This is a genomic window from Sinorhizobium sp. 6-70 (assembly GCF_030124375.1).
Classification (GTDB): Bacteria; Pseudomonadota; Alphaproteobacteria; order Rhizobiales; family Rhizobiaceae; genus Sinorhizobium.
In genome coordinates, this window is the sequence record NZ_JASKLS010000006.1 from 145,855 (window position 1) to 169,419 (window position 23,565).

28 protein-coding genes are annotated in these 23,565 nt (G+C 61.8%); 18 read left to right on the top strand and 10 right to left on the bottom strand.

The annotated features are described in order from the left end of the window. The first annotated feature begins 228 nt into the window (after window positions 1-228). A complete protein-coding gene (locus QN222_RS14070; RefSeq protein ID WP_283962680.1) occupies window positions 229-1,737 on the top strand; it encodes a protein adenylyltransferase SelO family protein in 1,509 nt (502 codons plus the stop codon). A gap of 254 nt (window positions 1,738-1,991) precedes the next feature. Beyond that, window positions 1,992-2,453, top strand: a complete 462-nt coding sequence (locus QN222_RS14075) for a hypothetical protein (protein ID WP_283962681.1) — start codon at window positions 1,992-1,994, stop codon at window positions 2,451-2,453. A 13-nt stretch (window positions 2,454-2,466) separates the two neighbouring features. On the opposite strand, the gene bla is transcribed toward QN222_RS14075, so the two are convergent. Then, window positions 2,467-3,357: a class A beta-lactamase gene (bla, locus tag QN222_RS14080; RefSeq protein ID WP_283962682.1), complete on the bottom strand. Its 891-nt coding sequence runs from the start codon at window positions 3,355-3,357 to the stop codon at window positions 2,467-2,469. Between the two features lie 230 nt (window positions 3,358-3,587). Between bla and QN222_RS14085 the strand changes: the two genes are divergently transcribed. The 3 genes from QN222_RS14085 to QN222_RS14095 all read left to right on the top strand — a co-directional run bounded on the left by QN222_RS14085 (window position 3,588) and on the right by QN222_RS14095 (window position 5,300). Continuing rightward, the gene (locus tag QN222_RS14085; protein WP_283962683.1) at window positions 3,588-4,001 is read left to right on the top strand and encodes a helix-turn-helix domain-containing protein; all 414 of its coding nucleotides are present in this window, start codon (window positions 3,588-3,590) and stop codon (window positions 3,999-4,001) included. A gap of 201 nt (window positions 4,002-4,202) precedes the next feature. Then, a complete protein-coding gene (locus tag QN222_RS14090) occupies window positions 4,203-4,706 on the top strand; it encodes a GNAT family N-acetyltransferase (RefSeq protein ID WP_283962684.1) in 504 nt (167 codons plus the stop codon). 12 nt (window positions 4,707-4,718) lie between these two features. After that, window positions 4,719-5,300 (top strand): DJ-1/PfpI family protein, encoded by a 582-nt coding sequence (locus QN222_RS14095; protein WP_283962685.1) that lies wholly within the window; start codon window positions 4,719-4,721, stop codon window positions 5,298-5,300. Window positions 5,301-5,321: 21 nt separating this feature from the next. On the opposite strand, the gene QN222_RS14100 is transcribed toward QN222_RS14095, so the two are convergent. From QN222_RS14100 to QN222_RS14110, 3 genes are all read right to left on the bottom strand, one after another. Continuing rightward, entirely contained in the window at window positions 5,322-6,236 is a 915-nt protein-coding gene (locus tag QN222_RS14100) for a cytochrome c (RefSeq protein WP_284005476.1), read from the bottom strand. Window positions 6,237-6,320: 84 nt separating this feature from the next. Beyond that, entirely contained in the window at window positions 6,321-6,767 is a 447-nt protein-coding gene (locus tag QN222_RS14105; RefSeq protein WP_283962687.1) for a cytochrome c, read from the bottom strand. A 213-nt stretch (window positions 6,768-6,980) separates the two neighbouring features. Continuing rightward, a complete protein-coding gene (locus tag QN222_RS14110) occupies window positions 6,981-7,619 on the bottom strand; it encodes a LysE family translocator (RefSeq protein ID WP_283962688.1) in 639 nt (212 codons plus the stop codon). 132 nt (window positions 7,620-7,751) lie between these two features. Here QN222_RS14110 and QN222_RS14115 point away from each other — a divergent pair, with 132 nt between their 5' ends. Beyond that, a complete protein-coding gene (locus QN222_RS14115) occupies window positions 7,752-8,465 on the top strand; it encodes a YafY family protein (protein ID WP_283962689.1) in 714 nt (237 codons plus the stop codon). Window positions 8,466-8,693: 228 nt separating this feature from the next. Here the strand turns inward: QN222_RS14115 and QN222_RS14120 are convergent, their stop codons facing one another. Continuing rightward, entirely contained in the window at window positions 8,694-9,296 is a 603-nt protein-coding gene (locus tag QN222_RS14120; protein ID WP_180940478.1) for a superoxide dismutase, read from the bottom strand. Between the two features lie 218 nt (window positions 9,297-9,514). Here QN222_RS14120 and QN222_RS14125 point away from each other — a divergent pair, with 218 nt between their 5' ends. The 4 genes from QN222_RS14125 to QN222_RS14140 all read left to right on the top strand — a co-directional run bounded on the left by QN222_RS14125 (window position 9,515) and on the right by QN222_RS14140 (window position 11,688). After that, a complete protein-coding gene (locus QN222_RS14125) occupies window positions 9,515-9,841 on the top strand; it encodes a hypothetical protein (RefSeq protein WP_283962690.1) in 327 nt (108 codons plus the stop codon). 132 nt (window positions 9,842-9,973) lie between these two features. Then, on the top strand, window positions 9,974-10,561 hold the full coding sequence (locus tag QN222_RS14130; RefSeq protein WP_283962691.1) for a TetR/AcrR family transcriptional regulator: 588 nt from the start codon (window positions 9,974-9,976) through the stop codon (window positions 10,559-10,561). A 63-nt stretch (window positions 10,562-10,624) separates the two neighbouring features. Further along, window positions 10,625-11,146 carry a hypothetical protein gene (locus QN222_RS14135; protein ID WP_283962692.1) on the top strand — a complete coding sequence of 174 codons (522 nt, stop codon included), beginning with the start codon at window positions 10,625-10,627 and terminating at the stop codon, window positions 11,144-11,146. 131 nt (window positions 11,147-11,277) lie between these two features. Continuing rightward, window positions 11,278-11,688: a VOC family protein gene (locus QN222_RS14140; protein ID WP_283962693.1), complete on the top strand. Its 411-nt coding sequence runs from the start codon at window positions 11,278-11,280 to the stop codon at window positions 11,686-11,688. A 136-nt stretch (window positions 11,689-11,824) separates the two neighbouring features. Here QN222_RS14140 and QN222_RS14145 read toward each other — a convergent pair whose 3' ends face one another. Further along, window positions 11,825-12,706 carry a branched-chain amino acid aminotransferase gene (locus tag QN222_RS14145; protein ID WP_283962694.1) on the bottom strand — a complete coding sequence of 294 codons (882 nt, stop codon included), beginning with the start codon at window positions 12,704-12,706 and terminating at the stop codon, window positions 11,825-11,827. A gap of 181 nt (window positions 12,707-12,887) precedes the next feature. Here QN222_RS14145 and QN222_RS14150 point away from each other — a divergent pair, with 181 nt between their 5' ends. The 3 genes from QN222_RS14150 (at window position 12,888) to QN222_RS14160 (ending at window position 15,388) form a co-directional block, all read left to right on the top strand. Then, entirely contained in the window at window positions 12,888-13,928 is a 1,041-nt protein-coding gene (locus QN222_RS14150) for a zinc-dependent alcohol dehydrogenase family protein (protein WP_284005478.1), read from the top strand. Between the two features lie 72 nt (window positions 13,929-14,000). Next, window positions 14,001-14,552, top strand: a complete 552-nt coding sequence (locus QN222_RS14155; protein ID WP_283962695.1) for a phosphatase — start codon at window positions 14,001-14,003, stop codon at window positions 14,550-14,552. Window positions 14,553-14,725: 173 nt separating this feature from the next. Next, entirely contained in the window at window positions 14,726-15,388 is a 663-nt protein-coding gene (locus QN222_RS14160; protein ID WP_180940470.1) for a haloacid dehalogenase type II, read from the top strand. A gap of 158 nt (window positions 15,389-15,546) precedes the next feature. Here the strand turns inward: QN222_RS14160 and QN222_RS14165 are convergent, their stop codons facing one another. Beyond that, the gene (locus QN222_RS14165; RefSeq protein WP_283962696.1) at window positions 15,547-16,440 is read right to left on the bottom strand and encodes a LysR family transcriptional regulator; all 894 of its coding nucleotides are present in this window, start codon (window positions 16,438-16,440) and stop codon (window positions 15,547-15,549) included. 154 nt (window positions 16,441-16,594) lie between these two features. Here QN222_RS14165 and QN222_RS14170 point away from each other — a divergent pair, with 154 nt between their 5' ends. Together QN222_RS14170 and QN222_RS14175 are read left to right on the top strand one after the other, a co-directional pair. Further along, on the top strand, window positions 16,595-17,776 hold the full coding sequence (locus QN222_RS14170) for an MFS transporter (protein ID WP_283962697.1): 1,182 nt from the start codon (window positions 16,595-16,597) through the stop codon (window positions 17,774-17,776). A gap of 80 nt (window positions 17,777-17,856) precedes the next feature. Then, entirely contained in the window at window positions 17,857-18,690 is an 834-nt protein-coding gene (locus QN222_RS14175; RefSeq protein ID WP_283963968.1) for an aldo/keto reductase, read from the top strand. Window positions 18,691-18,777: 87 nt separating this feature from the next. Here QN222_RS14175 and QN222_RS14180 read toward each other — a convergent pair whose 3' ends face one another. After that, window positions 18,778-19,170: a hypothetical protein gene (locus QN222_RS14180; RefSeq protein WP_283963965.1), complete on the bottom strand. Its 393-nt coding sequence runs from the start codon at window positions 19,168-19,170 to the stop codon at window positions 18,778-18,780. Between the two features lie 259 nt (window positions 19,171-19,429). Here QN222_RS14180 and QN222_RS14185 point away from each other — a divergent pair, with 259 nt between their 5' ends. Next, window positions 19,430-20,992 (top strand): DUF853 domain-containing protein, encoded by a 1,563-nt coding sequence (locus QN222_RS14185; RefSeq protein ID WP_283963964.1) that lies wholly within the window; start codon window positions 19,430-19,432, stop codon window positions 20,990-20,992. A gap of 83 nt (window positions 20,993-21,075) precedes the next feature. Continuing rightward, window positions 21,076-21,288 carry an alkylphosphonate utilization protein gene (locus tag QN222_RS14190; protein WP_283963963.1) on the top strand — a complete coding sequence of 71 codons (213 nt, stop codon included), beginning with the start codon at window positions 21,076-21,078 and terminating at the stop codon, window positions 21,286-21,288. A gap of 146 nt (window positions 21,289-21,434) precedes the next feature. Here QN222_RS14190 and QN222_RS14195 read toward each other — a convergent pair whose 3' ends face one another. Next, the gene (locus QN222_RS14195; protein ID WP_283963962.1) at window positions 21,435-21,857 is read right to left on the bottom strand and encodes an organic hydroperoxide resistance protein; all 423 of its coding nucleotides are present in this window, start codon (window positions 21,855-21,857) and stop codon (window positions 21,435-21,437) included. 114 nt (window positions 21,858-21,971) lie between these two features. On the opposite strand from QN222_RS14195, the gene QN222_RS14200 reads away from it, so the two are divergent. Next, a complete protein-coding gene (locus QN222_RS14200) occupies window positions 21,972-22,448 on the top strand; it encodes a MarR family transcriptional regulator (protein ID WP_283963961.1) in 477 nt (158 codons plus the stop codon). Between the two features lie 151 nt (window positions 22,449-22,599). On the opposite strand, the gene QN222_RS14205 is transcribed toward QN222_RS14200, so the two are convergent. Then, complete coding sequence (locus QN222_RS14205) at window positions 22,600-23,379, bottom strand: L,D-transpeptidase family protein (protein WP_283963960.1); 780 nt, start codon at window positions 23,377-23,379, stop codon at window positions 22,600-22,602. Window positions 23,380-23,565: the final 186 nt, after the last annotated feature.

The window sequence follows — 23,565 nt, forward strand, 5'->3', positions numbered from 1 at the left end:
CGTCGCCCCTCCGGCATGACACCGGAGGGGCGACAGATAAACTCTCGGCCTCGCGGAACAATCAGCGCTCGTGTAGACTTGTTCCTACAGCGCCGCGCGTCCAATCGGACGCGTTAGGGTCGCTGTAGCACTCTGAATTGCTGCATGATTTTGTCCTTAAATCGATTCCGATTTAAGGAATCATGCAGTAGAGCGCGGCTTATCGGCGGACACGCAACGGGACCGAGAATGACGAACCACGTAACCCCGCAGCCGGCCTCCGGAACGGCCCCCTTTCCCTTCGACAACAGCTATGCGCGGCTGCCGGCGAACTTCTTTGCTCGCGTCGAGCCGACACCGGTTGCCGAGCCCTGGCTGATCAAGTTCAACCGAAAGCTCGCCGAAGAGCTTGGCCTCGACGCGGTTGCGCTCGAACGTGATGGCGCGGCGATCTTTTCAGGCAATCAGGTCCCGTCCGGCGCAGAGCCGCTTGCCATGGCCTATGCGGGACACCAGTTCGGCACCTTCGTCCCGCAGCTCGGCGACGGGCGCGCCATCCTGCTTGGCGAAGTGATCGATCGGAACGGAAACAGGCGCGACATCCAGCTCAAGGGATCCGGCCAGACGCCCTATTCCCGCCGCGGCGATGGACGGGCCGCGCTTGGTCCGGTGCTGCGGGAGTACATCATCAGCGAGGCGATGCATGCGCTGGGTGTGCCGACGACCCGTGCACTCGCAGCCACCGTTACCGGCCAGCCGGTCTATCGGGAGCAAATCCTGCCCGGTGCAGTCTTCACCCGCGTCGCCGCAAGCCATATCCGGGTCGGTACCTTTCAATTCTTTGCCGCGCGCGGCGATATGGAGTCGGTCAGGGCCCTCGCCGATTACGTGATCGAACGCCATTACCCGGAGTCGAAGGATAGCGAACAGCCCTATTTTTCACTATTCAAGGCGGTCGCCGCACGGCAGGCGGCATTGATCGCCCGCTGGCTGCACATCGGCTTCATTCACGGGGTGATGAATACCGACAACATGGCGGTCTCCGGCGAGACGATCGATTTCGGCCCCTGCGCCTTCATGGACGCCTACGATCCGAAGAAGGTGTTCAGCTCGATCGACCAGTTCGGTCGCTATGCCTATGCCAACCAGCCCGCCATCGGCCAGTGGAACCTTGCCCGTCTGGCTGAGACGCTGGTGCCGCTGTTCGATCCGGTTGCCGATACCGCGGTCAACCTCGCCAACGACGCGCTGACAGAATACGGATCGATCTTCCAGAAGCACTGGCTCGATGGAATGCGCCGCAAGATCGGACTGTCGACCGAAGAGGATGGCGATCTCGATCTTGTCCAATCGCTCCTCACGCTGATGCATGAGGGAAATGCGGACTTCACCCTCGTCTTCCGGCGTCTCACCGCATCGGCTGAAGACAAGGGCGCAGACCCGGCTCTCGCCGAGCTTTTCGAAAAGCCTGATGCGGTTTCACGCTGGCTTCGCGACTGGCGCGGGCGCCTTACCCGCGAAGCGCTCGACGCCGGCGCGCGCGCCGTGTCGATGCGAACGGCAAACCCGGCATTCATTCCGCGCAACCACCGCGTGGAACAGGCGATCGAGGCAGCGATCAGCGACGCGGACTTCTCGCTGTTCGAAGCGTTACTCGACGTGACGTCCAGGCCTTATGACGACCAACCCGAGCATGCGGCCTACGCTGCGCCGCCGGAGCCTGGCGAAGAAGTGCTGCAGACCTTTTGCGGCACCTGAGCGGCAGCCCCTGCCTCAGTCGTTCGCAACATTCGCGGTGTAAGCGATGACGTAATCGCCCGGCTTGGTACCGACCGAACCGTGGCCGCCGACAGCCATCAGCACATATTGCTTGTCGCCGACGGCGTACGTCATCGGCGTCGACTGCCCGCCTGCGGGCAACCTGCCCTGAATTCACCAGGGAATTGCGTGGGAAAGGTTCACGCAAGCCGTGATAGACAAGCTCGCCCGGACTTCACACCCGGGAATTTTCCATGAAAATCGACAGCAGCCTTTCCAGCTACTACCTTTCGCAGCGCCGCCCCGCCCCGGGCAACCTTCCCCCGCTCGAAGAAACCGGCGGCGACCAAGCGCAGCGTCGCGCTCCGCCCACGATTGCTCCCGCCTCACCCTCCGCGTCGCTTTCAGGCGCGCTCTGGATGTCTCTCGCCAAGGAGGAAACGGCGGCTTCCTCGATCACCGGTGACCTGTCATCGTTCGGCTCGACCGTTGCCGACGAGTTCCTTGAATGGTCGAAGATGTCGTTCGCCGAAAAAATCCGGGCGCAGTATCTCGAAGCACATGGGCTGACGGAGGAAAGCCTGGAAGCGATGCCATCCGAGGAACGCGCAGCGATCGAGGAAGAAATCCGCAGGGCCGTCGCCGAAAGTCTCGGCATCAAGGAACAGGCCAGCGAGACGGCATCTGACATTGCCGAAAGCGCTGTCGACGCCTGATGCCGTCGGCTGATCAAGCCATCCCTGCAATAATCCTCCCGACCTCGGCGAATACGGGATTGAGTTCCTTCACCGGCGCCTTGGCCTCGGCGATGTAGACCGCGACTAGGATCGGCCCGCGATCCTTCGGCCAGACAACGGCAATATCCGACGCCGCGCCGGTCTCGCTCGTCCCGGTCTTGTCGCCGATCCGCCAATCCTTCGGCATGCCGGCCCGAAGGCGCGCGTCGCCGGTCTTGTTGGCGACCATCCAGTCGATGAACTGCATGCGGGAGCTCTCCGACAGAACCGGTCCGAGCGTCAGGTTGCCGAGGGTTTCCAGCATGGCAGCCGGCGTCGTCGTGTCTCGCGGGTCGCCTGGCTTTGCCTCGTTGAGTTCGGGCTCGGTGCGATCAAGCCGCGTCGTCTGATCGTCGATCGACCGCAGCCAGGTCGTCAATCCTTCCGGCCCGCCGAAACTTCCGAGCAGCAGGTTACCTGCGGCGTTGTCGCTGAGCGTCACCGCCGCCTCACAGAGCTCGGCGACCGTCATGCCGTCGCCACCCACATGTTTTTCGGTCACCGGCGAATAGGGAACCAGCGCGTCCTTGCCGAACTTGATGCGCCGATTGAGCTTTTCCTCACCTCGATCCACACGGGCCAGCACGCAGGCCGCGGCCAATGCCTTGAAGGTCGAGCACATGGCAAAGCGCTCGCTTTCGTGCTGGCCGAAGGAGATGTTCGTTTCGGTGTCGAGGACGGCGACGCCGAGGCGACCGCCCGTGCGTTTTTCGAGTTCGCCAAGGCGCGTCGAGGCATCATCATCTGTGCCGGAAATGGCGCGCGCCGTGCCGGGCAGAACGAGTGCCGGGCAAAGCATCGCGGAGCCGACGAGCATCGTGCGGCGATTGATAAAAAGGGGCACGTTCTTCCTCCGTCCTGGGTGTGGGGCTTTTGCAACACACACCTCTAAATTATTGATAGCGAATATTTATTGCCTGCTGAGGCGGTCGCGACAAGCGACCGGTGCGAGGCAAATCGCTAAGCGGCAAATATGGCGAGGACGAGTCCTCCGCTGCCTCCACGCCCTATTGATGGAAGAATGCCTCGACCCTATGTAAAATACTCTAGCGACTATAGATATGAGGCGAAAGCATGTATTCGATCGGTGACCTTTCGCGCCGCACCGGCGTCAAGATCCCGACCATTCGCTATTACGAGCAGATGGGATTGATCGAGGCGCCGGAACGCTCGGAAGGCAATCAGCGGCGTTACGAGAAACGCGAGCTCGAACGACTGGCGTTCATACGCCACGCACGCGATCTGGGACTCTCGATCGAGGCGATCCGCGACCTTCTGGCGCTCAGCGAGCATCCGGAGCGCCCTTGCGGGGAGGCGGACCGCATCGCCAACGAACACCTCGCCGCGGTGCGGGAAAAAATCGCCAGACTGCGAAAGCTGGAAGGCGAACTGGAACGCATCGTCGCCCGTGATGGCGACCATAAGATCGGCGACTGCTACGTCATCCGGGCGCTCGCCGACCACTCGATGTGCGAGAGCGAGCACTGAGGCCCGCCGCGCAAGAATCCCCGTTGACAAAGTCACGGAAATGGCGAATCTACGCGCATGATCAAGAACGCACCCATTTCCCGCGTGTATTTTTGGCTGTTCCGATAGGAGCGGCCTGCTGATCATATTCAACAAGGCCGCCATCAGGCGGCTTTTGTTTTTCACGGCACCTGATGGCTGCAGAACCATGAGGAGCCGAGAATGTTGCAGACTGCCACCCCTTCCCTTCATCCGGTGCCATCGGTACGTCCGCCGATGGTGACGATCCGTTGCGCCAAACCGCGCGATCTTCGTGAGTTGCACGAGATGATCGTCGAGCTTGCGGCGCTTCACGGCGACGCCGCACCGCTTGCGCCGGAACGGCTTGAGCGCGATCTCTTCAGCCGCACCCCTTGGATAACAGCGCTTGTCGCCGAAGCCGGTAACCAGTTGATCGGCTACGCCATCCTTGTGCCGACCTATCGGGCAGCCGAAGGCATGCGTGGCATGGAACTGCATCACCTCTTCGTGCGTCCGGGCCATCGCGGCACCGGCATCGGCCGGCACCTCGTTGCCAAGGCGCGCGAACAGGCGCGCATGGCCGGCTGCGACTATCTTTCCGTCAGCGCCGCCACCGGCAATTTCCAGGCGCATCGCTTCTACGAATCCGAACGCTTCGTACCTCGACCTGTCACGGGCATGCGCTATATGCAGAAACTTGGCTGAACGGGAGGGCACATGCGCCTCGCAATCGTCCTGACGGAAGGTTTCGCCGACTGGGAATGCGCGCTGCTGATGGCCACGGCGCGCACCGAGCTCGGGCTCGACGTGCTGATCGCCACGCCAGGCGGCACCGTGGTGACGTCGATGGGCGGCCTTCACATCACCCCGCACCTGCCGACGAAAACGCTGGCCCCGGCGGAGTTCGACGCGCTTGTGCTCTGCGGCGGCTCAACCTGGGAAACCGCAGCGGCACCCAATCTCACCGCGATGATCCATGCCTTCCATGGGAAGGACCGCGTCGTCGCGGGGATTTGCGGGGCGACGCTTGCGCTTGCCGCCAGCGGCATTCTCAACGACGTGGACCACACGGGCAACTCGGCCGAAAGTCTCTCGGCGGTCGCCGGCTATCGCGGTCACCCGCACTACCGCGATCAACCGCAGGCCCTTCGCAGCGGCCGGCTGGTGACTGCTGCAGGCACGGCCCCGGTCAGCTTCACGGCCGAGGTTTTCCACGCGCTCGGCCTCGGTTCCGCAGCGCTTGACGATTATCTTTCGCTCTATGCGAAGGAACACGCGGTGGTTCCAGTTGCACGCTAGCGCAGCCCGGTAGCGAACCCTTCAAAGCGGCGGAAGCGCCTTCAGATAGGCGGCGATCGCCTCGCGGTCGGGGGGTGAAAGCCTTGCCAGGTTCTTCTGTACGTCGACCATCGAACCGCCCACCGAATCAAAATCCGGTGTGAAACCCGTCTCCAGATAGGAGGCAATGTCGGACGCGCTCCAACTGCCGACACTTTTCGAGCCCGGCGTAATGTTCGGGATGCGGCCTTCGCCCTCGGGGTTTGGCGCGCCGGCCAGCCATCTGCCCGTCTCGAACCCGCCGAGCGCGTTGCGCGGTGTGTGACACTCGCCGCAATGGCCGGGACCTTCGACCAGATACTGCCCGCGGGCAAGCTTCGCATCCGCCGTATTCACTTCGACGCGCGGCTCGTCGCTGAAGAACAAGAGCTTCCAGCCGCCGAGCGCCAAGCGGATATTATACGGAAACGGCAAGTCATGCGGCGGCGCCACATTGGTGCTCTTCGGCAGCGTCTGCAGATATCCCCAGAGATCATTGATATCCTTGGCAGTCATGCGCGCATAGGAACCATACGGGAAAGATGGATAAAGGTGCTCTCCATTTTGCCCGACACCGCGCGTCATGGCGTTGCCGAACTCGGCGAGCGTCCAGTCGCCGATGCCGGCGCTTTCATCGGGCGAGATGTTGGGAACGTGGAAGGTACCAAAGGCGCTCTTCAGTGCTCGGCCGCCTGAAAGCACGAGCCGCGCATCATCCTGTGCCCCCGGCGCAGCATGACAGCTGACGCAGCCGCCTGCCCAGAAAACCTGTTCGCCGTTGGCGAGGTCCGGTTCGCCGAGCCCCTCCCAATGGCCGTCGTCCCACGGCGCAGGTTTCGTCAGCCACCAGGAACCGCCGGCTCCGGCAAGAGCCAGCACGACCAGACCAGACAGCAGTTTCGTTGTTCGCCGGCCCATCGGGCCTCCCTCATGCTGGAAGACAAAGAAGGATGCGCCAGCGGGGCCGGCGCATCGCAAACGGTCAGAATGAAGGAACGCCTTTCAGTCCTTTTTCAGACGATAGGTCTCGTGACAGCTGGAACAGTCCTTGCCGAGAATGCCCAGGGCAGCACCGACGCCGGCCTTGTCGGCAGGAAGCTGGGCAAGCAACGTGCTCGCGTCGGTGCCGAGCTTGGCGGCCTTCGCCTTGAAGTCATCCATGTTTTCCCAGATCTTCGGGCTTGCTTCGGTTTCCAAGCCGGTTTCCGAGCCCGCCGGGAAATGTGTCGGGAAGATCTTCACCGTCTCGCTGATCGTCGTCAGCGATGCCTTGACGATCTCTGCGTCGTAGGGTTTTTCGCCCTTGGCGATACCGCTCAACGCACCGGCGGCTTTACCGACTTTCTTCATCAGCTGCTGGCGCACCGCCTGCGGCTCGTCGGCCGCCGTTACGGCAGTGACGCCTAAACCTGCGAGGGCGGCAGCAAGCATAAAGGCTCGTATCTTCATCATGGTCTCCCGGTCATTCGAATCCGCATCTGCGGCTTCCTGTTGAAGGCGCGGCATGATGGCATCTTGCTCTTTCGACGGAAGTAACATTTTTTTGATGTTCTTGTCATTTCAACATAATTTGGCTCCAACGACCGTGCGGCCATATGCCGGAAACAGCTTGGACAAGACAGCCGTGCATTAATACTTGAGAGCGGCCGCCAGCCTGCTTCCTCACCGGACAGCGGCCCATCCATGCCATACGGTGAAGACGGCAACGGCAATCAGCACGGAACCGGCCGCCCTTCCGATTGCCACCGTTGCGCCCGGACTGCCGACAAGCAGATCACGGCCGCGGCCGGCGGCAAGCGCGAGCCCGCCATAGACCGAGAGCTGCGTCAGCGCGATCATCATCGCCATGACCGCGGCCTGTGACCAGATCGGACCGAATTGCGGCTTAAGGAACTGCGGGTAGACGGCCAGCATGAAAAGATAAGCCTTGGGATTCATCAGGCTTGTCAGGGCGCCCCGGCGAAAGCTCGCCCAGCGCGACAGTTGCACTGCCTCTTCGATCCCGCCGATGGTGATCGAACTGCGCAACAGCGAGAAGCCGATCCAGGCGATATAGAGGGCACCGGCGACAAGCAGCACGTTGAAGAGTTGTGGCACGAGATGCAGGACGACGCTGACGCCGAGCGCGGCATAGAGCGTATGCAGCACGCCGCCAGCCATGATGCCGGCTGTCGCCGACAGGCCGGAAGCCCGCCCGCCGGTCAGTGAATTGGCCAGCACGAAGACCATGTCCATGCCGGGCACGATGATGATGCCGAAGAGAAGGGTGAAGAAAAGCCAGAGGTTTTCCGCGTAACTCATGTCAGTTGTCCGTGAGATTTCCGTGTGACTGCGAGACCGGATTGTCGATTTTTCAATCCGTTGAGACATGTTATATCGCTGCCCAACTGACAGGGATTTGTCAGGAGCCTTTGCGGCGATGGAGGTTTTTCCGTGCGTAAGGCGTCGCGCCTGTTTGAAATCATCCAGATCCTGCGGCTTGCCAGGAAGCCGGTAACGGCCGCGGACATTGCCGAAACGCTGGAGGTGACGCCGCGCTCGATCTACCGCGATATCGCCGCCCTGCAGGCGATGCGGGTGCCGATCGAAGGCGAACGCGGCCTCGGCTATGTCCTGAGGCCCGGTTTCGATCTGCCACCCCTGATGTTCACGATCGAAGAGACGGAGGCGATCGTGCTGGCGCTGGCACTGCTGGCACGCACAGGCGACGAGGAACTGAAGGCGGCCGCGCGGCGCGTCAACCAGAAGATCACCGGCGCCGTCCCCGGGCCGCTGCGCCAGGCGTTCCAGTCCCAGGCACTACACGCCTGGGGCACCGTTGCGGCACCGCCGCCGGCCATCGATCTCGCCATGGTTCGCCGCGCGATCCGCGACGAGCAGAAGCTCGCGCTCGACTATCGCGACGAACTCGGGCGGGCGAGCGAGCGCATCGTGCGCCCGCTGGCGCTGATCTATTATTCGGAACACGCGATGATGGTCGCCTGGTGCGAACTGCGGCAGGACATCCGCAACTTCCGCGCCGACCGGGTGGAGCATTGCGAACCGGTCGACGACTTCTTCCTCGGCGAGGGCAATGATCTCAGGCGGCTTTGGATCAGCGGCTGGAAGACCAATGCCGCACGGCCGCTTGAGGCGGAGGATGGCTAAGCAGAGGCTCGGACTTCGAATTGTTTCGACACCGTGAAAACCCCTCATCCGGCTGCCGCCACCTTCTCCCCGCAAGCGGGGCGAAGGGCCAAGCGGCGAAGCTCTGCTCCAAAGTCCCCTCTCCCCGCTTGCGGGGAGAGGGTTAGGGTGAGGGGGCAACTGCAGGCCTCTCAAAAACGAAAAGGCCCGGCGCAAGCGCCGGGCCGAATTGCCTGTCGAGACAGCCGCTTACTTCGTCGCGGCTTCGTACATTTCGAGCACGTAATCCCAGTTGATGAGATTGTCGACGAAGGCCTCGAGGTACTTCGGGCGGGCGTTACGGTAGTCGATGTAGTAGGAATGCTCCCAGACATCGACGCCCAGGATCGGCGACGCGCCGTGGACGAGCGGGTTTTCGCCGTTCGGGGTCTTGGAGATTTCAAGTTTGCCGTTCTTGACCGAGAGCCAGGCCCAGCCTGAACCGAACTGGCCGGTGCCGGCGGCGATGAAATCGGCGCGGAACTTGTCGTAGCCGCCGAGGTCGGACTTGATCGCCGCGTCGAGCTTGCCCGGCAGGCTGGTGCCGCCGCCGCCCTTCTTCATCCACTTCCAGAAATGGATGTGGTTGTAGTGCTGGCCGGCATTGTTGAACAGCGGCTGGTTGGTCCCATAGGACTTCTTGACGACTTCCTCGAGCGAAAGACCGGAAAGACCGGCGTCCTCGGCGAGCTTGTTGCCGTTCGTCACGTAAGCGAGGTGATGCTTGTCGTGATGATATTCGAGCGTTTCGCGCGACATATAGGGGGCGAGCGCATCGTAGTCATAGGGAAGGTTCGGCAATTCGAAAGCCATCGTGGCATCTCCTCTTGGTATGGATTTCGTCAAGGAAATCTGTGAGCGGGAACATAGGCACCGGCATAGACCGAGGCAACCGATGCGGTGCCAAAATTTCTCTGCCACACGCAAAATACTTTCGTTGCGTTTCTGACGAGCCGTTCTCTTTGGCAAATTCTCGTCACGATCGGCGTGCTACCTGCCCGCGCATTCCAGCAACACATACGAGGAACCAAATGCCGATACGCCCTGCTTCAATCCTGAGCTTCCTTGCGGCCGTAAGCCTTGGAACCGGCGCGGCACATGCCTCGTCGGGCGACGCATGGGAGGAATTTCGGGCAGACGTGTCGGCCAAGTGCATTGCGGCTGCCGAATCACTTGAGGACGTCAGCGCGATAGTGGATCCTTTCGGCACCGAAAGCTACGGAGTGGCACTCGTCTCCGGCAAACCGAAAGGCGGCGACGGCAACGTCACGCAGATTTGCGTCTACGACAAGCGGACCAAAGCCGTGGAGCTCGGCGGCGAGATCGGCGCTCAGGTGATACCCGTGTCAAAACCGTAATTGACAAGCCGATGACGTGACCCGCGCTTCCGCCTCTCAAAGACATCCGCGGGCGGTGCGCGGGCCTGCTTGTCACGACCTTGTGAGATTCGGGCGCTTGCTTGCCGACCAACTAGTCGGTAGGTTCTTGCCATGGCAAGCGAGACATATGACAAAATCCTGGACGCGGCAGAGGACCTCATGGTTTCGAGGGGCTACAACGCCTTCAGCTATGCGGACATTTCAGCCGAGGTGGGCGTCGGCAAGGCAACGATCCATCACCACTTTCCGACCAAGGCCGACCTTGCCGAGAAGGTTCTGGCTCGTTACCGCGCGAAGAATCGGCGCAGCGTCGAAGAGTTGCTTTCGGTAGTGTCAGACCCGGCTGAGCGGCTTGGCGCCTATATCGGCTATTGGGAAGACTGCATCCGCAGAAAGGAAAAGCCTTTCTGCATCGGTGCCCTGCTTGCCTCGGAAATTCCGTCGCTGCCGGCGGGCGTCGTGCGGCAGGTGCAGGGCCACTTTTCGGACCTTGCTTTTTGGCTTGCCGCCATCATCGACGATGGAACTCGGACAGGCAAACTGGAGACGGAAAAGGAAGCGACCGCCGAAGCGGAAATGCTCATGGCTACCGTTCATGGAGCCATGCTCGCAGCGCGTGTCGCAGGATCGGACCCTGAAGTATTCTCCGCAATTGCGCGCCGTGCGGTCGAACAGATCATACAGCGGCCGAAGAGATAAACGCATCATTTTTTGAGTCGACATCGACCAACTAGTCGGTCTATCAACCAAAGGAACAGGAAAATGGCCAATCCCCTCTCCACCCTCGGCATTGTCCATACCGCGATCAGTCTCGCGCCAGTCGTCACAGGCCTCTATGGCTTTGCGCGCCACGGTGCGATCCTGCCGGAGACACGTTCGGGCAAGATCTATCTTTCCTTCTTGGTACTCTCGGTCCTGACATCCTTCGGACTGTCGAGCACCGGCGGCTTCAACGAGGGGCATGCACTCGGCATCGTGACGCTTGTCGCCGTGGCGGGGAGCCTTGCCGCCGCCCGCACAAAAAGACTTGGCCGTTTGAAGCCCTATCTCTCCAGCTTCGGACTAAGCTTCAGCTTTTTCCTGCTGATCGTGCCGGCCGTCAATGAGTCGCTGACGCGACTGCCTGCTTCGCAACCGCTCGCGAGCGGACCGGAGTCGCCGATCGTCCAGACGACACTGATGGTCTGGCTCGTGATATTCCTCTCGGGCGCTTCGCTTCAGGCCTATTTGATGCACAAGCGCACAGTCGCGGTGAAAACCGGCCACGCTCCCCTCTCCCGCTGACGCGGGAGAGGCCGGCTCCAGGCGCCTCGAAGGCTGCATTTGTTTCCGCCTGTCCGGCAGCCGCATCGACATCCTGCACAAGGGTCCTATGTCTTGCAGCGTCCATGCAGAACACGCAAGCGGAGGACGTTATGGAATTCCATCAGGGACGGCTGCTCGACCATGTGCATCTCCGGGCAGGAGACCTCGCGGCCAGCAAGCGTTTCTATCGCGCGATTCTTGCCGCTCTCGGCCACCAGCCGACGTTCGAGACCGAGCAGGCGATTGCATTCGACGAACTTTATATCGATCAGGGCGAAGGCTATCGCAGCCATGTTCACATCGCCTTCCAGGCGATCGACCCGGATGCGGTCCGTCGGTTCTACGAGACCGGCCTTGCGAATGGCGGCAAAGACAATGGCGAGCCCGGCGAGCGAGCCTATCATCCCGGCTATTTCGCCGCCTTTCTCCTCGATCCGGATGGCAACAACATCGAGGCGGTCTACCACGGGCCGACGACGCGCTCGTCCGCTGATGTCGTCATCCGTCCGCTCGCAGACTGAGGCGTGGCGGGAACAAAGGCAGGGCATGCGCATGCCCCTTCGCGACCGGCGCGACGAGAAGCAGTCGTCGCGCGATCGGTCGGCGGAGCATTTCTCCGAGTTGGGACGAGCCGGCGACTAACCCGTGTCCGCGCCGTCAGACGTCCCGGCTCGAATGCGCCCAGTCCATGTAAAGGTCGCGCGCCTTGGCGGCGATCGGGCCGGCCTGGAGGTCGCGGGCATCCAGGCGAGTCACGGGCAGCACCTTGGAATAGTTGCCGGTGGTGAAGATCTCGTCCGCCGCTTCGAAATCGGCCATCGTCAAAGTGGTCTCGACCACCTCGAAGCCGGCCTCGCGCAAGAGGCTCATGACGCGGAAGCGGGTGATGCCGGCAAGGAAGGTCCTGTTGGCCGCCGGCGTGAAGACGACGCCGTCCTTCACCATGAAGATGTTGGATGATCCGGTCTCGGCGATATTGCCGAGCATGTCGCGCACCAGCGCGTTGTCGAAGCCGCGCGAGCGTGCTTCGTTGAGGATCCGGGCATTGTTTGGATAAAGGCAACCGGCCTTGGCGTCCGTCGGCATGCACTCGAGCGTCGGCCGGCGGAAGGGCGACAATGTCAGCGACGAGCCGCCATGAGCGTTGCCCATCGGCGCCTCGAACAGGCAGAGCGCGAAACGTGTCGATTCCGGATCGACCGCCACGACGCTCCAGGAGCCGTGCTCGCCCCAATACATTGGCTTGACGTAGATCGCCGTCTTGCCGTCGAACTTCTTCACGCCCTCCCAGGTCAGCGCCTCGATCTCTTCGGCGGCCATGGTGGGCTTGAGGCCCAGCGATGCGGCCGAGCGATTGACGCGCTGGCAATGCAGATCAAGGTCCGGCGCGATGCCGTCGAACCAACGGGCACCGTCGAAAACGGTGGAGCCGAGCCACATTGCGTGGGAAGTCGGCCCGATCAGCGGAGGATTGCCGGAAAGCCATTCACCGTCGACATAGGTCCAGGTGGTTGAGCGGGGGGATGTATCGACGGCCATCGGCGTCTCCTCTCGTTTATCGTCCGTTCGGAAATCGAATACGATTTAAGGAAACATGCAGTAGCCGAAAAAGACAGTACCGGGGTGAATAGGTACATCAAAAAATGTCATGGCGTCCATTGTGGAACAGGCCGAACCACCATGCCAAAATAGGCTGACGAGCACAGGAGCAAGACCAGTCATGAGGGCGATGTATTACGACGCGTTCGAGAAGACGCCGGAGATCAAGGTTCTGCCGGATCCGAAGCCGAGTGAGTATGGCGTTGTCATCAAGGTCGAGGCGACCGGCCTTTGCCGCAGCGACTGGCATGGCTGGATGGGACATGACGCGGACATTCGTTTGCCGCATGTGCCCGGCCACGAACTCGCCGGAACGATTGCGGCCGCCGGGCGCGGTGTCCTGCGCTACAAGGTCGGGGACCGCGTGACCGTTCCGTTCGTTTCCGGCTGCGGCCGTTGCGCCGAATGCCGCTCGGGCAACCAGCAGGTTTGCGAGGCACAGTTCCAGCCGGGCTTCACCCATTGGGGCTCGTTTGCCGAATATGTGGCGATCGACTTTGCCGACCAGAACCTCGTGCACCTGCCCGAAAGCATGGATTTCGCGACCGCCGCAAGCCTCGGCTGCCGCTTCGCCACATCCTTCCGGGCGATCGCCGACCAGGCCCGCGTCAAGGGCGGCGAATGGGTGGCGGTCCACGGCTGCGGCGGCGTCGGCCTTTCGGCGATCATGATCGCCGCGGCGCTCGGCGCCAACCCGATCGCAATCGACATATCCGAGGAAAAGCTCGCCTTTGCCCGCAAGCTCGGCGCCGTGGCCGCAATCAACGGCAAGGAAACAGCAGACGTTGCGGAGGCCGTGAGAGAAATCACCAAGGGCGGCGCCCACGTCTCGATCGACGCGCTCGGTTCGCCGGTCACCTGCTTCAATTCGATCAAGAACCTGCGCCGTCGCGGGCGCCATGTGCAGGTGGGCTTGATGCTCGCGGAGCATGCAACGCCTGAGATCCCGATGGCGCAGGTGATCGGCCACGAGCTCGAGATCTACGGCAGCCACGGCATGCAGGCCTGGCGCTACGACGCGATGCTGTCGATGATCACCGCCGGCAAGCTGAACCCGCAGCAACTGATCGGCCGTGAGATCTCGCTCGAAGAGGCCGTGCCGGCGCTGGTGACCATGGACCGCGCCACCGATCTTGGCATCAGCGTTATTACGCGGTTCTGATGAGGGATTCCGATCGCCGCTGCGCGCTGTTATGGTCTTCGCAAGCAAGACGAATCAACGAGGGGTCCCGTCATGGCGCTTGCGGCTCAAACCACCGAAACCGAATTCTATCCGCCCGTTATCGGCAGCAATTCGCGGCATCCGAACGGCTGGCCGATCCGCGTGATCGTCAGTTCGCAGACCGAGGCGCGCCATAATCGCCACCTTTGGCAGCCGACGCATCTCGTCTCGATCCGTGCGCCCGCAAGCCGCCTGCTCTCCATGATCGAACTGCCGCCCGAGCGGCATCTGGAGCTTTACTTCGGCGATGCGACCGATCCGGACGCACCCGATGCCGCACGGGCGGAGGCGATCGAGGCAACCTTCGCCTTCATCGACACGCTGCCCGAGGATGCACATCTGCTCGTCCACTGCCTTCGGGGCCTCGGCAGATCGACCGCGCTGACGCTCGGCATTCTGGCGCGCTACATGGCGCCCGAGGAAGCGGCCGCCGCCCTTCACGCGCTTCGCCCGGAAGCCAAACCGAACCGGCATGTCGTCGGGCTCTGCGATGCCGCGCTCGGGCTCAAGGGAAAACTTGCAAAACAGGCGCTGCGTTTTCCGGCAAAAGTCTGGAAAGGCTAATTAAATTAGCACGGCCAGGCATGATGGCATTGTGCGCCGCACAAAGTTTTGACATGATCCCGGGAAACAACTGACCAAGCGTTGCGCCTACCGCACCGGGGCCGAAGTCGGAACCGATTTTCAGCGAGCACGATGCGTGATGCGCCGCTGAACGGTGATGACGGGAGAGTTCGATGTCTCTGGCGGCCTATGTCTTTGATGCCTATGGCACGCTTTTCGACGTGCATGCGGCGGTGCGGCGCCATGCCGAAGCGATCGGCCCCGACGGCCAGGCGTTTTCCGAGCTCTGGCGCGCCAAGCAGCTCGAATATTCCTGGGTGCGCTCGCTGATGGGCGCATATGTCGACTTCTGGCAACTGACCGAGCAATCGCTCGACTACGCCTTTCAGCGCTTCCCCTCGGCCGATCCGAAACTCAAGAAGTCGCTGCTCGATGCGTATTGGGAGCTCGACTGCTACCCGGAGGTTCCGGCCGTGCTCAGGGGTTTGAAGGAGCGCGGCGCCCGCATCGCCATTCTTTCCAACGGGTCGCCGGCCATGCTCGCATCGGCGGTGAAGAACGCTGCGCTCGACATCGTAATCGACGACGTGTTCTCGGTCGACGCGGTCAAGGCGTTCAAGACGGCGCCCGCCGTCTACGACCTGGTGACGACGCAATACCGGCTTTATCCGCATGCGGTTTCGTTCCAATCGTCGAACCGCTGGGACATCGCGGGAGCGACAAAGTTCGGCTTCCGCACCGTTTGGATCAATCGCTCCGACATGCCGGACGAGTACAAGGACTATGGTCCGGCGCTCATTCTCCCCTCGCTCGAAAGCCTGCAGTTCGGCATCTGAGCCTGTAACCAAAAACCGCTGCGCACTTTTGGGCGACATGCATCTTGGTTTTGTGCATGTCGTTATCCCAAAACCGCTGCGCACTTTTGGGCGACATGCATCTTGGTTTTATGCATGTCGTTATCCCAAAACCGCTGCGCACTTTTGGGCGACATGCACTAGATTCTCTCGACCAGGAAATCGATGAAAGCGCGGATGCGGGCGGCAAGGTGTTCATGCCCGGCATAGACGGCGTGCACCCGCTCTATGTCTTCCGGATTGTAATCCTCCAGCACCGGCACCAATCGGCCCGCGTCGATATCCGGCTGCACATGGAACTCTCCGACGCGGCCGAGGCCGAGGCCGGAAAGGCAGAGATTGCGAATGATGGCGCCGCTGTTTGCCTGCATGTTGCCGGCGACCGGACGCACATAGACGTTGGACGAGCCCGGGGCGCGGAAAGGCCAGCCGTCGAGACTGCGGCGGAAATTGAAGGTGAAGCAATTGTGGAGGGCGAGGTCGTCCGGCGTCCGCGGCACGCCATGGGTCTCGAGATAGGCCGGTGCGGCGACAATCACCTGCCGACTCTCCAACAGCTTGCGTGCCTTGAGCGTGGAATCGCGCATCGGACCGGACCGAATGGCGATGTCGGTCCGCTCCTCGATCAGATCGATCGTACTGTCGGTTAGAGAGAGGTCCAACTGCACATCGGGATAGCGCGCAAGGAATTCGGCGGCGAGCGGCAGGATGTAGCGCTCGCCGAAGCCGACGGATGCGTTCACCCGTAGCGGACCACGCGGCATCGCCCGACCGCCGCCGGCAACCACCTGTTCCGTCTCGGCAATCGCCGCCAGGATGCGCTGCGCGCGTTGGAGATAGATTTCTCCCTCCGGTGTCAGCTGCAGCATGCGGGTGGAGCGCACGACGAGCCGGGTCCCCAGCCTGTCTTCGATACGCGAGACGAGTTTGCTGACCGCGGAGGGCGACAGTTTCAGCCGCCGTCCGGCGGCGGAAAAGCTGCGCAGTTCAGCCGCGGCGACAAAGACCTCCATTTCACCGGCGCGATTGTCCATTTGCCTTCACCTTTGAATTCAGTTCACAGGCTTTTATCCATTCCCCCGGATTATCGCGCAAGCCCGATCGATCCATATTCCGGGTCATCAACCACCAACCGCGGCAAGGCCGCAAAACTCAGCCCGCGCCGCGTGCGGGCGGGAAGGTATTTCTATGCCCATCGCTATCTTTGCCTTGACGATCGCGGCCTATGCGATCGGGACAACGGAATTCGTGATCGTCGGTCTCCTGCCGACAGTCGCTTCCGATCTACATATCTCCCTGCCGCTCGCCGGCCTCATCGTCAGCGTTTACGCCCTCGGTGTCACCTTCGGCGCACCGGTGCTGACCGCGCTCACCGGTCGCATCGAGCGCAAGCCCTTGCTGCTCGGCCTGATGGCTCTCTTCATTATCGGCAACGCCGCCGCAGCACTTTCGCCAAGCTACGAATTGCTGCTCGTCGCACGCGTCCTCTCGGCCTTCGCGCATGGCGTCTTTTTCTCCGTCGGCTCGACGATTGCCGCCGATCTCGTGCCCGAGGATCGCCGTGCCTCGGCGATCGCAATGATGTTCATGGGATTGACCGTGGCAATCGTCACCGGCGTGCCGCTCGGCACCTATATCGGCCAGACCTTCGGTTGGCGCGCCACTTTCTGGGCGGTGACCGCGCTCGGCGCCATCGCCTTCATCGGCATCGCAGCCCTGCTCCCGAATACGCTGAGCAAGGCGGCCGCGGCGCGTCTCGTCGATCAGGTTCGCGTGCTTGGATCCGGCCGTCTGCTGATCGTCTTTGCCACGACGGCGCTCGGCTATGGCGGCACCTTCGTCGCCTTCACGTTCCTCGCACCGATCCTGCAGGAAATCAGCGGTTTCTCGGAAGGCAGCGTCGGCCTCATCCTGGTTCTCTATGGCATCGCCATCGCGATCGGCAACATCGCCGGCGGAAAGATTGCCAACCGCGATCCGGTAAAGGCGCTGGTCGGTCTCTTTCTCGCCCAGGCAGCCGTGCTCGTGCTCTTCACTTTCACGGCCCCTTCTCCGGTCCTGACGCTGGTGACGCTGGCAGCACTCGGCTTCCTCTCCTTCGCCAACGTGCCAGGCCTGCAGCTCTATGTCGTCCAGCTTGCCAAGCAATACCGCCCCGGCGCCGTCGACGTCGCCTCGGCCCTCAACATCGCCGCCTTCAATCTCGGCATTGCGGTCGGCGCCTGGCTCGGCGGCCTTGTGGTCTCCTCGCCACTGGGCCTCGGTTCGACGCCCTTGGTCGGCGCGATGCTGGTGGCCGTCGCCCTGGTTCTGACGTTGTGGAGCGGTGCGCTCGACCGGCGCACGGTTCTCGTCGAACAGCCCGCTTGAACCTTCGTCCTGCCGCAACAAGTATAGAATGTCGAATTCGCCCGGCACCTGTCGAGCCTCTCCCAACCAAGGAGCTTTCCATGCACGCAGTCAATTCCAACGGCGCCAATATCCCCGCCCTCGGCTTCGGTACCTTCCGCATGCCCGGCGCCGATGTGCTTCGCGTCCTGCCCGAAGCGCTCAAACTCGGCTTCCACCATGTCGACACGGCGCAGATCTACGGCAACGAGGCGGAAGTCGGCGAAGTGATCCACAAGTCCGACGTTCGACGCGCGGATATTTTTCTGACCACCAAGGTCTGGGTCGATAATTATCGCCACGACGCCTTCCTCGCCTCCGTCGACGAGAGCCTGAAAAAGCTGAAGACGGACTACGTGGATCTGCTCCTCCTCCACTGGCCGGGCAGCGACGTGCCGATGGCCGAGCGCATCGGTGCGCTCAACGAAGTGCACAAGGCCGGCAAGGTACGCCATATCGGCGTTAGCAATTTCAACATCGCGCAGATGGAGGAAGCCGTTCTGCTGAGCGATGCGCCGATCGCGACCAACCAGGTCGAATATCACCCCTATCTCGACCAGACGAAGGTTCTGCAGGCCGCGCGTGCGCTGGGCATGTCACTTACTGCCTATTATGCCATGGCCAATGGCAAGGTACCCTCCGACCCCCTGCTCAACGATATCGCGGCGCGCCACGGCAAGACGGCGGCGCAGGTGGCTTTGCGCTGGCTTGTGCAGCAGAAGGACGTGATCACGTTGTCGAAGACAGCGACTGAGGCCCGGCTCAAGGAGAATTTCGCGATCTTCGACTTTGCACTGACGCCTGAGGAAATGGCGGCGATCCGCAAGCTTGCGCGCCGGGACGGCCGGATCGTCAGCCCCGCGGGTCTGGCGCCGAAATGGGATCAGGCGGCTTGAGTGACCGACATCGCGACGCAGGCGATGAGGCAAAAAAAACACCCGCCGGATCATTCCGGCGGGTGTTTTTTGTGCAGACGGAACCGATCAGACGAACTGGCTGAGGCCGGGGACGGAGGCGACGACTTCATCGACGATCTCGTCGCCTGCCTTTTCCTTGGCGAAGGCGATCGTTTCCTTGGCAAGCGAGGTGATCTCGCCCATGCCGAGGCCCTGGCTCATCAGCTGCTGGCCGAGCGCCATCACGCCGCCGCCACCGATCGCCGACATCAAGCCGCCGAGCAGACCGCCACCGTTGCTGCCCTCGCCATTGTACTGGGCGACCAATTCGGGGGCGCCCGGAATGGCTTCGATCATCCTGGCAACCGGACCCTCCGCCGCCTCGCGCTGCAGAAAGCCGAGAATCATGCCGACCGCTTTCTCGGCCGTTGCAGGTTCGATGCCGACATTTTCCGCCACGCGGGTGACCAGCTCACTCATGGAAATCTCCTCGGTTGAATTTTGACGTTGACGTTGACGTAAATGATCGCCTCCGAAATAACAAGCGGCAACGAAATGCGATCGCGGCCATCGCCGAGAAGCGCATCGTTTCACGGACCGTCGCCCTTGGCAACGCACTCGACGAGCAACAGTTGCCGCGCCTAACTGCACCGCCTATAACAGAAACGCACGATAGTCCGGTGACAGCGCTGTGCAACGAAACGCCCGCTTTCATTGGCAGAACGGAGATCAAGCCCACATGCTGCAAGAAGGCAAGCTCTATATCGGAACCAGCCGCAAGCCGGACGATTCGATCAACAAGGGCGAATATCTGGAGCTGAAATTCGGTAACCGCCACGGACTGATCACCGGCGCAACCGGCACCGGCAAGACCGTGACCCTGCAGATCCTTGCGGAAGGATTCTCCAATGCTGGCGTTCCGGTCTTCTGCGCCGACGTGAAAGGCGATCTTTCCGGCATCGGCGCGATCGGCGAACCGAAGGATTTCCTCCTCAAGCGTGCCGAGCAAATTGGCCTTACGCCCTACGACTTCCAGGAATTTCCGGTGATCTTCTGGGACCTTTACGGCGAGAAAGGCCATAGGGTCCGCACGACCATGTCCGAGATGGGACCGCTGCTCCTGTCACGGCTGATGAATGCCACCGACGCACAGGAAGGTGTACTGAACATTGCCTTCAAGATCGCCGACGAAGGAGGCCTGCCGCTCCTGGACCTCAAGGATCTCCAGGCGCTGCTCAACTACATGGGCGACAATGCAAGCGAGCTTTCCAATCAGTTCGGCTTCATTTCCAAGTCCTCCGTCGGTTCGATCCAGCGCGAGTTGCTCATCCTCGAGCAACAGGGTGCGGAGCACTTCTTCGGCGAGCCGGCCCTGAAGATCACCGACATCATGCGCACGACCAATGACGGGCGCGGGGCGATCTCGGTGCTTGCCGCCGACAAGCTGATGATGAATCCGCGGCTTTACGCGACCTTCCTGCTTTGGCTCCTTTCCGAACTTTTCGAGGAGCTGCCGGAAGTCGGCGATCCGGACAAGCCGAAGCTGGTGTTCTTTTTCGACGAAGCGCATCTGCTCTTCAATGACGCGCCGAAAGTGCTCGTCGAGCGCGTCGAACAGGTGGTGCGCCTGATCCGTTCCAAAGGTGTCGGCGTCTACTTCGTTACCCAGAATCCGCTCGACGTACCGGAAACGGTGCTGGCGCAGCTCGGCAATCGCGTGCAGCACGCGTTGCGCGCCTATTCGCCGCGCGAACAGAAGGCGGTGAAGACCGCGGCCGACACCTTCCGCCCCAACCCGGACTTCAACTGCGCCGAGGTGATCACCAATCTCGGCACCGGTGAAGCGCTCGTTTCGACGCTCGAAGGCAAGGGCTCGCCGTCCATGGTCGAGAGGACCCTGATCCGCCCGCCGGCATCGCGTCTTGGTCCGCTCACCGAGGCCGAACGGCAAAAGGTCATCGATGTCAGTCCCGTGCGCGGGCTCTATGACGAGGATTTCGATCGGGAATCGGCTTACGAGCTGCTTGCCAAGCGCGCCGCGAAGGCTGCCGAGCAGGCCGAAGCCGCACGGCAAGCGCAAGAGCAGCCGGCGGAAGAGACCTCCGGAGGCAGCCGCTGGACCCTGCCCGGCTTCGGCGACGATGAACCGGCGGCACCCTCCGGTAGGCAGGCGCGGCCGCGCTCCTCCGGCTATCAGCGCGAAACCATCGTCGAGGCGGCGATGAAATCCGTTGCCCGTACTGTCGCAACGCAGGTCGGCCGCGCCCTGGTGCGCGGCATCCTCGGCAGCCTGAAGCGATAGCAGGCAGCGAATGAGACGAGTGGCCCGCGTGCATGCTGCGCGTTGCACGAGATTGCGTTCTTGCGACCCAGAAAGGATTGACCATGGAAGTCAAGGATTCGAACGGCGCCGTCCTCAAGGACGGCGACAGCGTCACGCTGATCAAGGATCTGAAGGTGAAAGGAACCTCCACCACGCTGAAACGCGGCACGCTGGTGAAGGGCATTCGCCTGACCGACGATCCCGACGAGGTCGAATGCCGGGTCGAAAAGATCAAGGGGCTGGTGCTGCGCACCGAGTTCCTCAAGAAAGCCTGAACAGGCCGGCGAGGTCTCCGTTCGTCCGCATCGCTTGCACAGACGTGCCGTCAGTATTCGAAGCCCGGGTGAACGCCCCGGGCTTCCGTACATTAGAGCGCCGTGCGTTCATTTGAACGCACGGCGCTCTAGACAATCGCGCTTGCCTAGGCCACCGTCAGCTTCACGTCGACATTGCCTCTGGTCGCGTGGCTGTAGGGGCATACGACATGCGCCTTCTGGACCAGGTCCTCGAGGAGGGCCTTGTCCACGCCGGGCGAAGTGATTTCAAGCGCCGCATCGATGTAGAAGCCCGTACCGTCGTCGCGCGGGCCGATCCCGACCGTGCCTGTCACTTTCGTGTCTTCCGGAAGTTTTACCTTTTCCTTGCCAGCAACGAACTTCAACGCGCCGAGGAAGCAGGCGGAATAGCCGGCAGCAAAGAGCTGCTCCGGGTTGGTGCCGCGGGCGCCGTCGCCACCAAGCTCCTTCGGAACGGTAAGGCTAATATCGAGGACGCCATCGGCGCTCTTGGCCTGGCCGGCGCGGCCGCCAGTCGCGGAGGCGGTGGTGCGATAGAGGATAGGCATGGCAGTCTCCTTCGATGATCGTTGTCGATACGCATTCTATATCGCAACATTAAATTGCACGCAAATTAATTTTGCAAATTGCATTACGGCCGTGAATTTGCGACAATGCCGATCATGACGACCAAGCCGGCAAAATTTGAGGCAATATCCGATGAAGCGCTGACGCTGGGCCAGCAATTGTGCTTTGCGGTTTATTCGGCTGGGCACGCGTTCAACCGCACCTATAAGCCGCTGCTTGATCGCTTTGGCCTCACCTATCCACAATATCTCGTGCTGCTTGCGCTCTGGCAACAGGACAAGATGACGGTGAAGCGGATCGGCGAGGACATGGGCCTCGATTCCGGCACCCTTTCCCCCTTGCTGAAGCGGCTGGAAGCCGCCGGCTACGTCACCCGGCTCCGCGATCGCGACGACGAGCGGCAGGTGATCGTCAGCCTCACGGAAAAGGGTAGGAACCTGAAACCCGAAGCCTTCGGCATCCTTGCCGACATCAGCAAGGCGACCGGATGCACGCTGGAAGAAGTCCGTGAGTTACGCGAGGCGCTGCAGCGCCTAACCCAACGAATGACCAACAGTCAGCGAGAAAGCTGACCGGATTCGTCAACGGCGGTCGTTTCAGACCGGAGCACGCCTCAGTTGGCTAGATCATTTCATTGTTTCATTGAAGCAGTGAAATGATCTAACTCTTTGAAATAACATAATTCCGGACGGAAAACCGTTACACACTTTTCCTGGAATTGCTCTAGATCACGAGGATCGGCGCCTTGCCGCGGACGCGGTCGTAGAGATCCATGACATCCTGGTTGAGCATGCGCACGCAGCCGGAGGAAACGGCCTTGCCGATCGATTGCCACTCGGGCGTTCCGTGTACGCGATATAAGGTGTCCTGGCCGTTCTGGAAGATATAGAGCGCGCGTGAGCCGAGCGGATTGTTCAAGCCGGGCGGCATGCCGCCTGCGCTTTCCGAATAACGCGCGAGCTCCGGCTGGCGGTCAATCATCGTACCCGGCGGCGTCCAGCGCGGCCACTTCTGCTTCCACTGAATGACACCGCGTCCCGACCAGGCGAAACCCTCACGACCGAGGCCGACGCCGTAACGCATGGCCCTTCCGCCCGGCTGGACCAGATAGAGAAAGCGATCGGCAGTGTCGACCACGATCGTGCCCGGCTGCTCGCCGAACGGGTCGTCGACTTCCTGGCGGTAAAATCGAGCGTCGATCTGCTGGTAAGGCACGGCCGGGACCAGATAACCGCCATCGTCCACTCCGGCATAAATTTGCGAGTAATAAGGATCCTGCGGTGGCAGGCCGGTCGGCATTGCCGCCTCCTCGACCGGGCCTTCCAGCAAGGCGCCGGTACGCGGATCGATCCAGCGTCCCTCCAGCGCCGGATTGCGGTAAACCGGCATGGTTTGCTGACGGAAGCGGTCCGTATTCATCGACGACGTGCAGCTCGCAAGTCCAGCGGAGATGGCTACGAGTCCGGATGTACGGAGAAACTGGCGGCGGGAAAAATTGGGCATCGAACTCTAACGGGTTTGAGTGCAGCAGGCGGAAGGCAATGGCGCGACCGGTATCGGCGATTCGCGCCTCCTCGCTCTGGTCAGGAAGATCATGACGATCGCGGATTAAATCAATCCAAAATCATCGTGATCGATTCTCAGGTCGGGATGCGAACAGAACGGCTCTTGTGCTTTTCCTCACCCTCT

Excerpts from the sequence above, each read along its gene's own strand:
- QN222_RS14070 (WP_283962680.1), top strand. The coding sequence starts at position 229 with ATGACGAACCACGTAACCCCGCAGCCGGCCTCCGGAACGGCCCCCTTT.
- QN222_RS14075 (WP_283962681.1), top strand. The coding sequence starts at position 1,992 with ATGAAAATCGACAGCAGCCTTTCCAGCTACTACCTTTCGCAGCGCCGC.
- QN222_RS14085 (WP_283962683.1), top strand. The coding sequence starts at position 3,588 with ATGTATTCGATCGGTGACCTTTCGCGCCGCACCGGCGTCAAGATCCCG.
- QN222_RS14090 (WP_283962684.1), top strand. The coding sequence starts at position 4,203 with ATGTTGCAGACTGCCACCCCTTCCCTTCATCCGGTGCCATCGGTACGT.
- QN222_RS14095 (WP_283962685.1), top strand. The coding sequence starts at position 4,719 with ATGCGCCTCGCAATCGTCCTGACGGAAGGTTTCGCCGACTGGGAATGC.
- QN222_RS14100 (WP_284005476.1), bottom strand. The coding sequence starts at position 6,236 with ATGGGCCGGCGAACAACGAAACTGCTGTCTGGTCTGGTCGTGCTGGCT.
- QN222_RS14105 (WP_283962687.1), bottom strand. The coding sequence starts at position 6,767 with ATGAAGATACGAGCCTTTATGCTTGCTGCCGCCCTCGCAGGTTTAGGC.
- QN222_RS14110 (WP_283962688.1), bottom strand. The coding sequence starts at position 7,619 with ATGAGTTACGCGGAAAACCTCTGGCTTTTCTTCACCCTTCTCTTCGGC.
- QN222_RS14120 (WP_180940478.1), bottom strand. The coding sequence starts at position 9,296 with ATGGCTTTCGAATTGCCGAACCTTCCCTATGACTACGATGCGCTCGCC.
- QN222_RS14125 (WP_283962690.1), top strand. The coding sequence starts at position 9,515 with ATGCCGATACGCCCTGCTTCAATCCTGAGCTTCCTTGCGGCCGTAAGC.
- QN222_RS14130 (WP_283962691.1), top strand. The coding sequence starts at position 9,974 with ATGGCAAGCGAGACATATGACAAAATCCTGGACGCGGCAGAGGACCTC.
- QN222_RS14135 (WP_283962692.1), top strand. The coding sequence starts at position 10,625 with ATGGCCAATCCCCTCTCCACCCTCGGCATTGTCCATACCGCGATCAGT.
- QN222_RS14140 (WP_283962693.1), top strand. The coding sequence starts at position 11,278 with ATGGAATTCCATCAGGGACGGCTGCTCGACCATGTGCATCTCCGGGCA.
- QN222_RS14145 (WP_283962694.1), bottom strand. The coding sequence starts at position 12,706 with ATGGCCGTCGATACATCCCCCCGCTCAACCACCTGGACCTATGTCGAC.
- QN222_RS14150 (WP_284005478.1), top strand. The coding sequence starts at position 12,888 with ATGAGGGCGATGTATTACGACGCGTTCGAGAAGACGCCGGAGATCAAG.
- QN222_RS14155 (WP_283962695.1), top strand. The coding sequence starts at position 14,001 with ATGGCGCTTGCGGCTCAAACCACCGAAACCGAATTCTATCCGCCCGTT.
- QN222_RS14160 (WP_180940470.1), top strand. The coding sequence starts at position 14,726 with ATGTCTCTGGCGGCCTATGTCTTTGATGCCTATGGCACGCTTTTCGAC.
- QN222_RS14165 (WP_283962696.1), bottom strand. The coding sequence starts at position 16,440 with ATGGACAATCGCGCCGGTGAAATGGAGGTCTTTGTCGCCGCGGCTGAA.
- QN222_RS14170 (WP_283962697.1), top strand. The coding sequence starts at position 16,595 with ATGCCCATCGCTATCTTTGCCTTGACGATCGCGGCCTATGCGATCGGG.
- QN222_RS14175 (WP_283963968.1), top strand. The coding sequence starts at position 17,857 with ATGCACGCAGTCAATTCCAACGGCGCCAATATCCCCGCCCTCGGCTTC.
- QN222_RS14180 (WP_283963965.1), bottom strand. The coding sequence starts at position 19,170 with ATGAGTGAGCTGGTCACCCGCGTGGCGGAAAATGTCGGCATCGAACCT.
- QN222_RS14185 (WP_283963964.1), top strand. The coding sequence starts at position 19,430 with ATGCTGCAAGAAGGCAAGCTCTATATCGGAACCAGCCGCAAGCCGGAC.
- QN222_RS14190 (WP_283963963.1), top strand. The coding sequence starts at position 21,076 with ATGGAAGTCAAGGATTCGAACGGCGCCGTCCTCAAGGACGGCGACAGC.
- QN222_RS14195 (WP_283963962.1), bottom strand. The coding sequence starts at position 21,857 with ATGCCTATCCTCTATCGCACCACCGCCTCCGCGACTGGCGGCCGCGCC.
- QN222_RS14200 (WP_283963961.1), top strand. The coding sequence starts at position 21,972 with ATGACGACCAAGCCGGCAAAATTTGAGGCAATATCCGATGAAGCGCTG.
- QN222_RS14205 (WP_283963960.1), bottom strand. The coding sequence starts at position 23,379 with ATGCCCAATTTTTCCCGCCGCCAGTTTCTCCGTACATCCGGACTCGTA.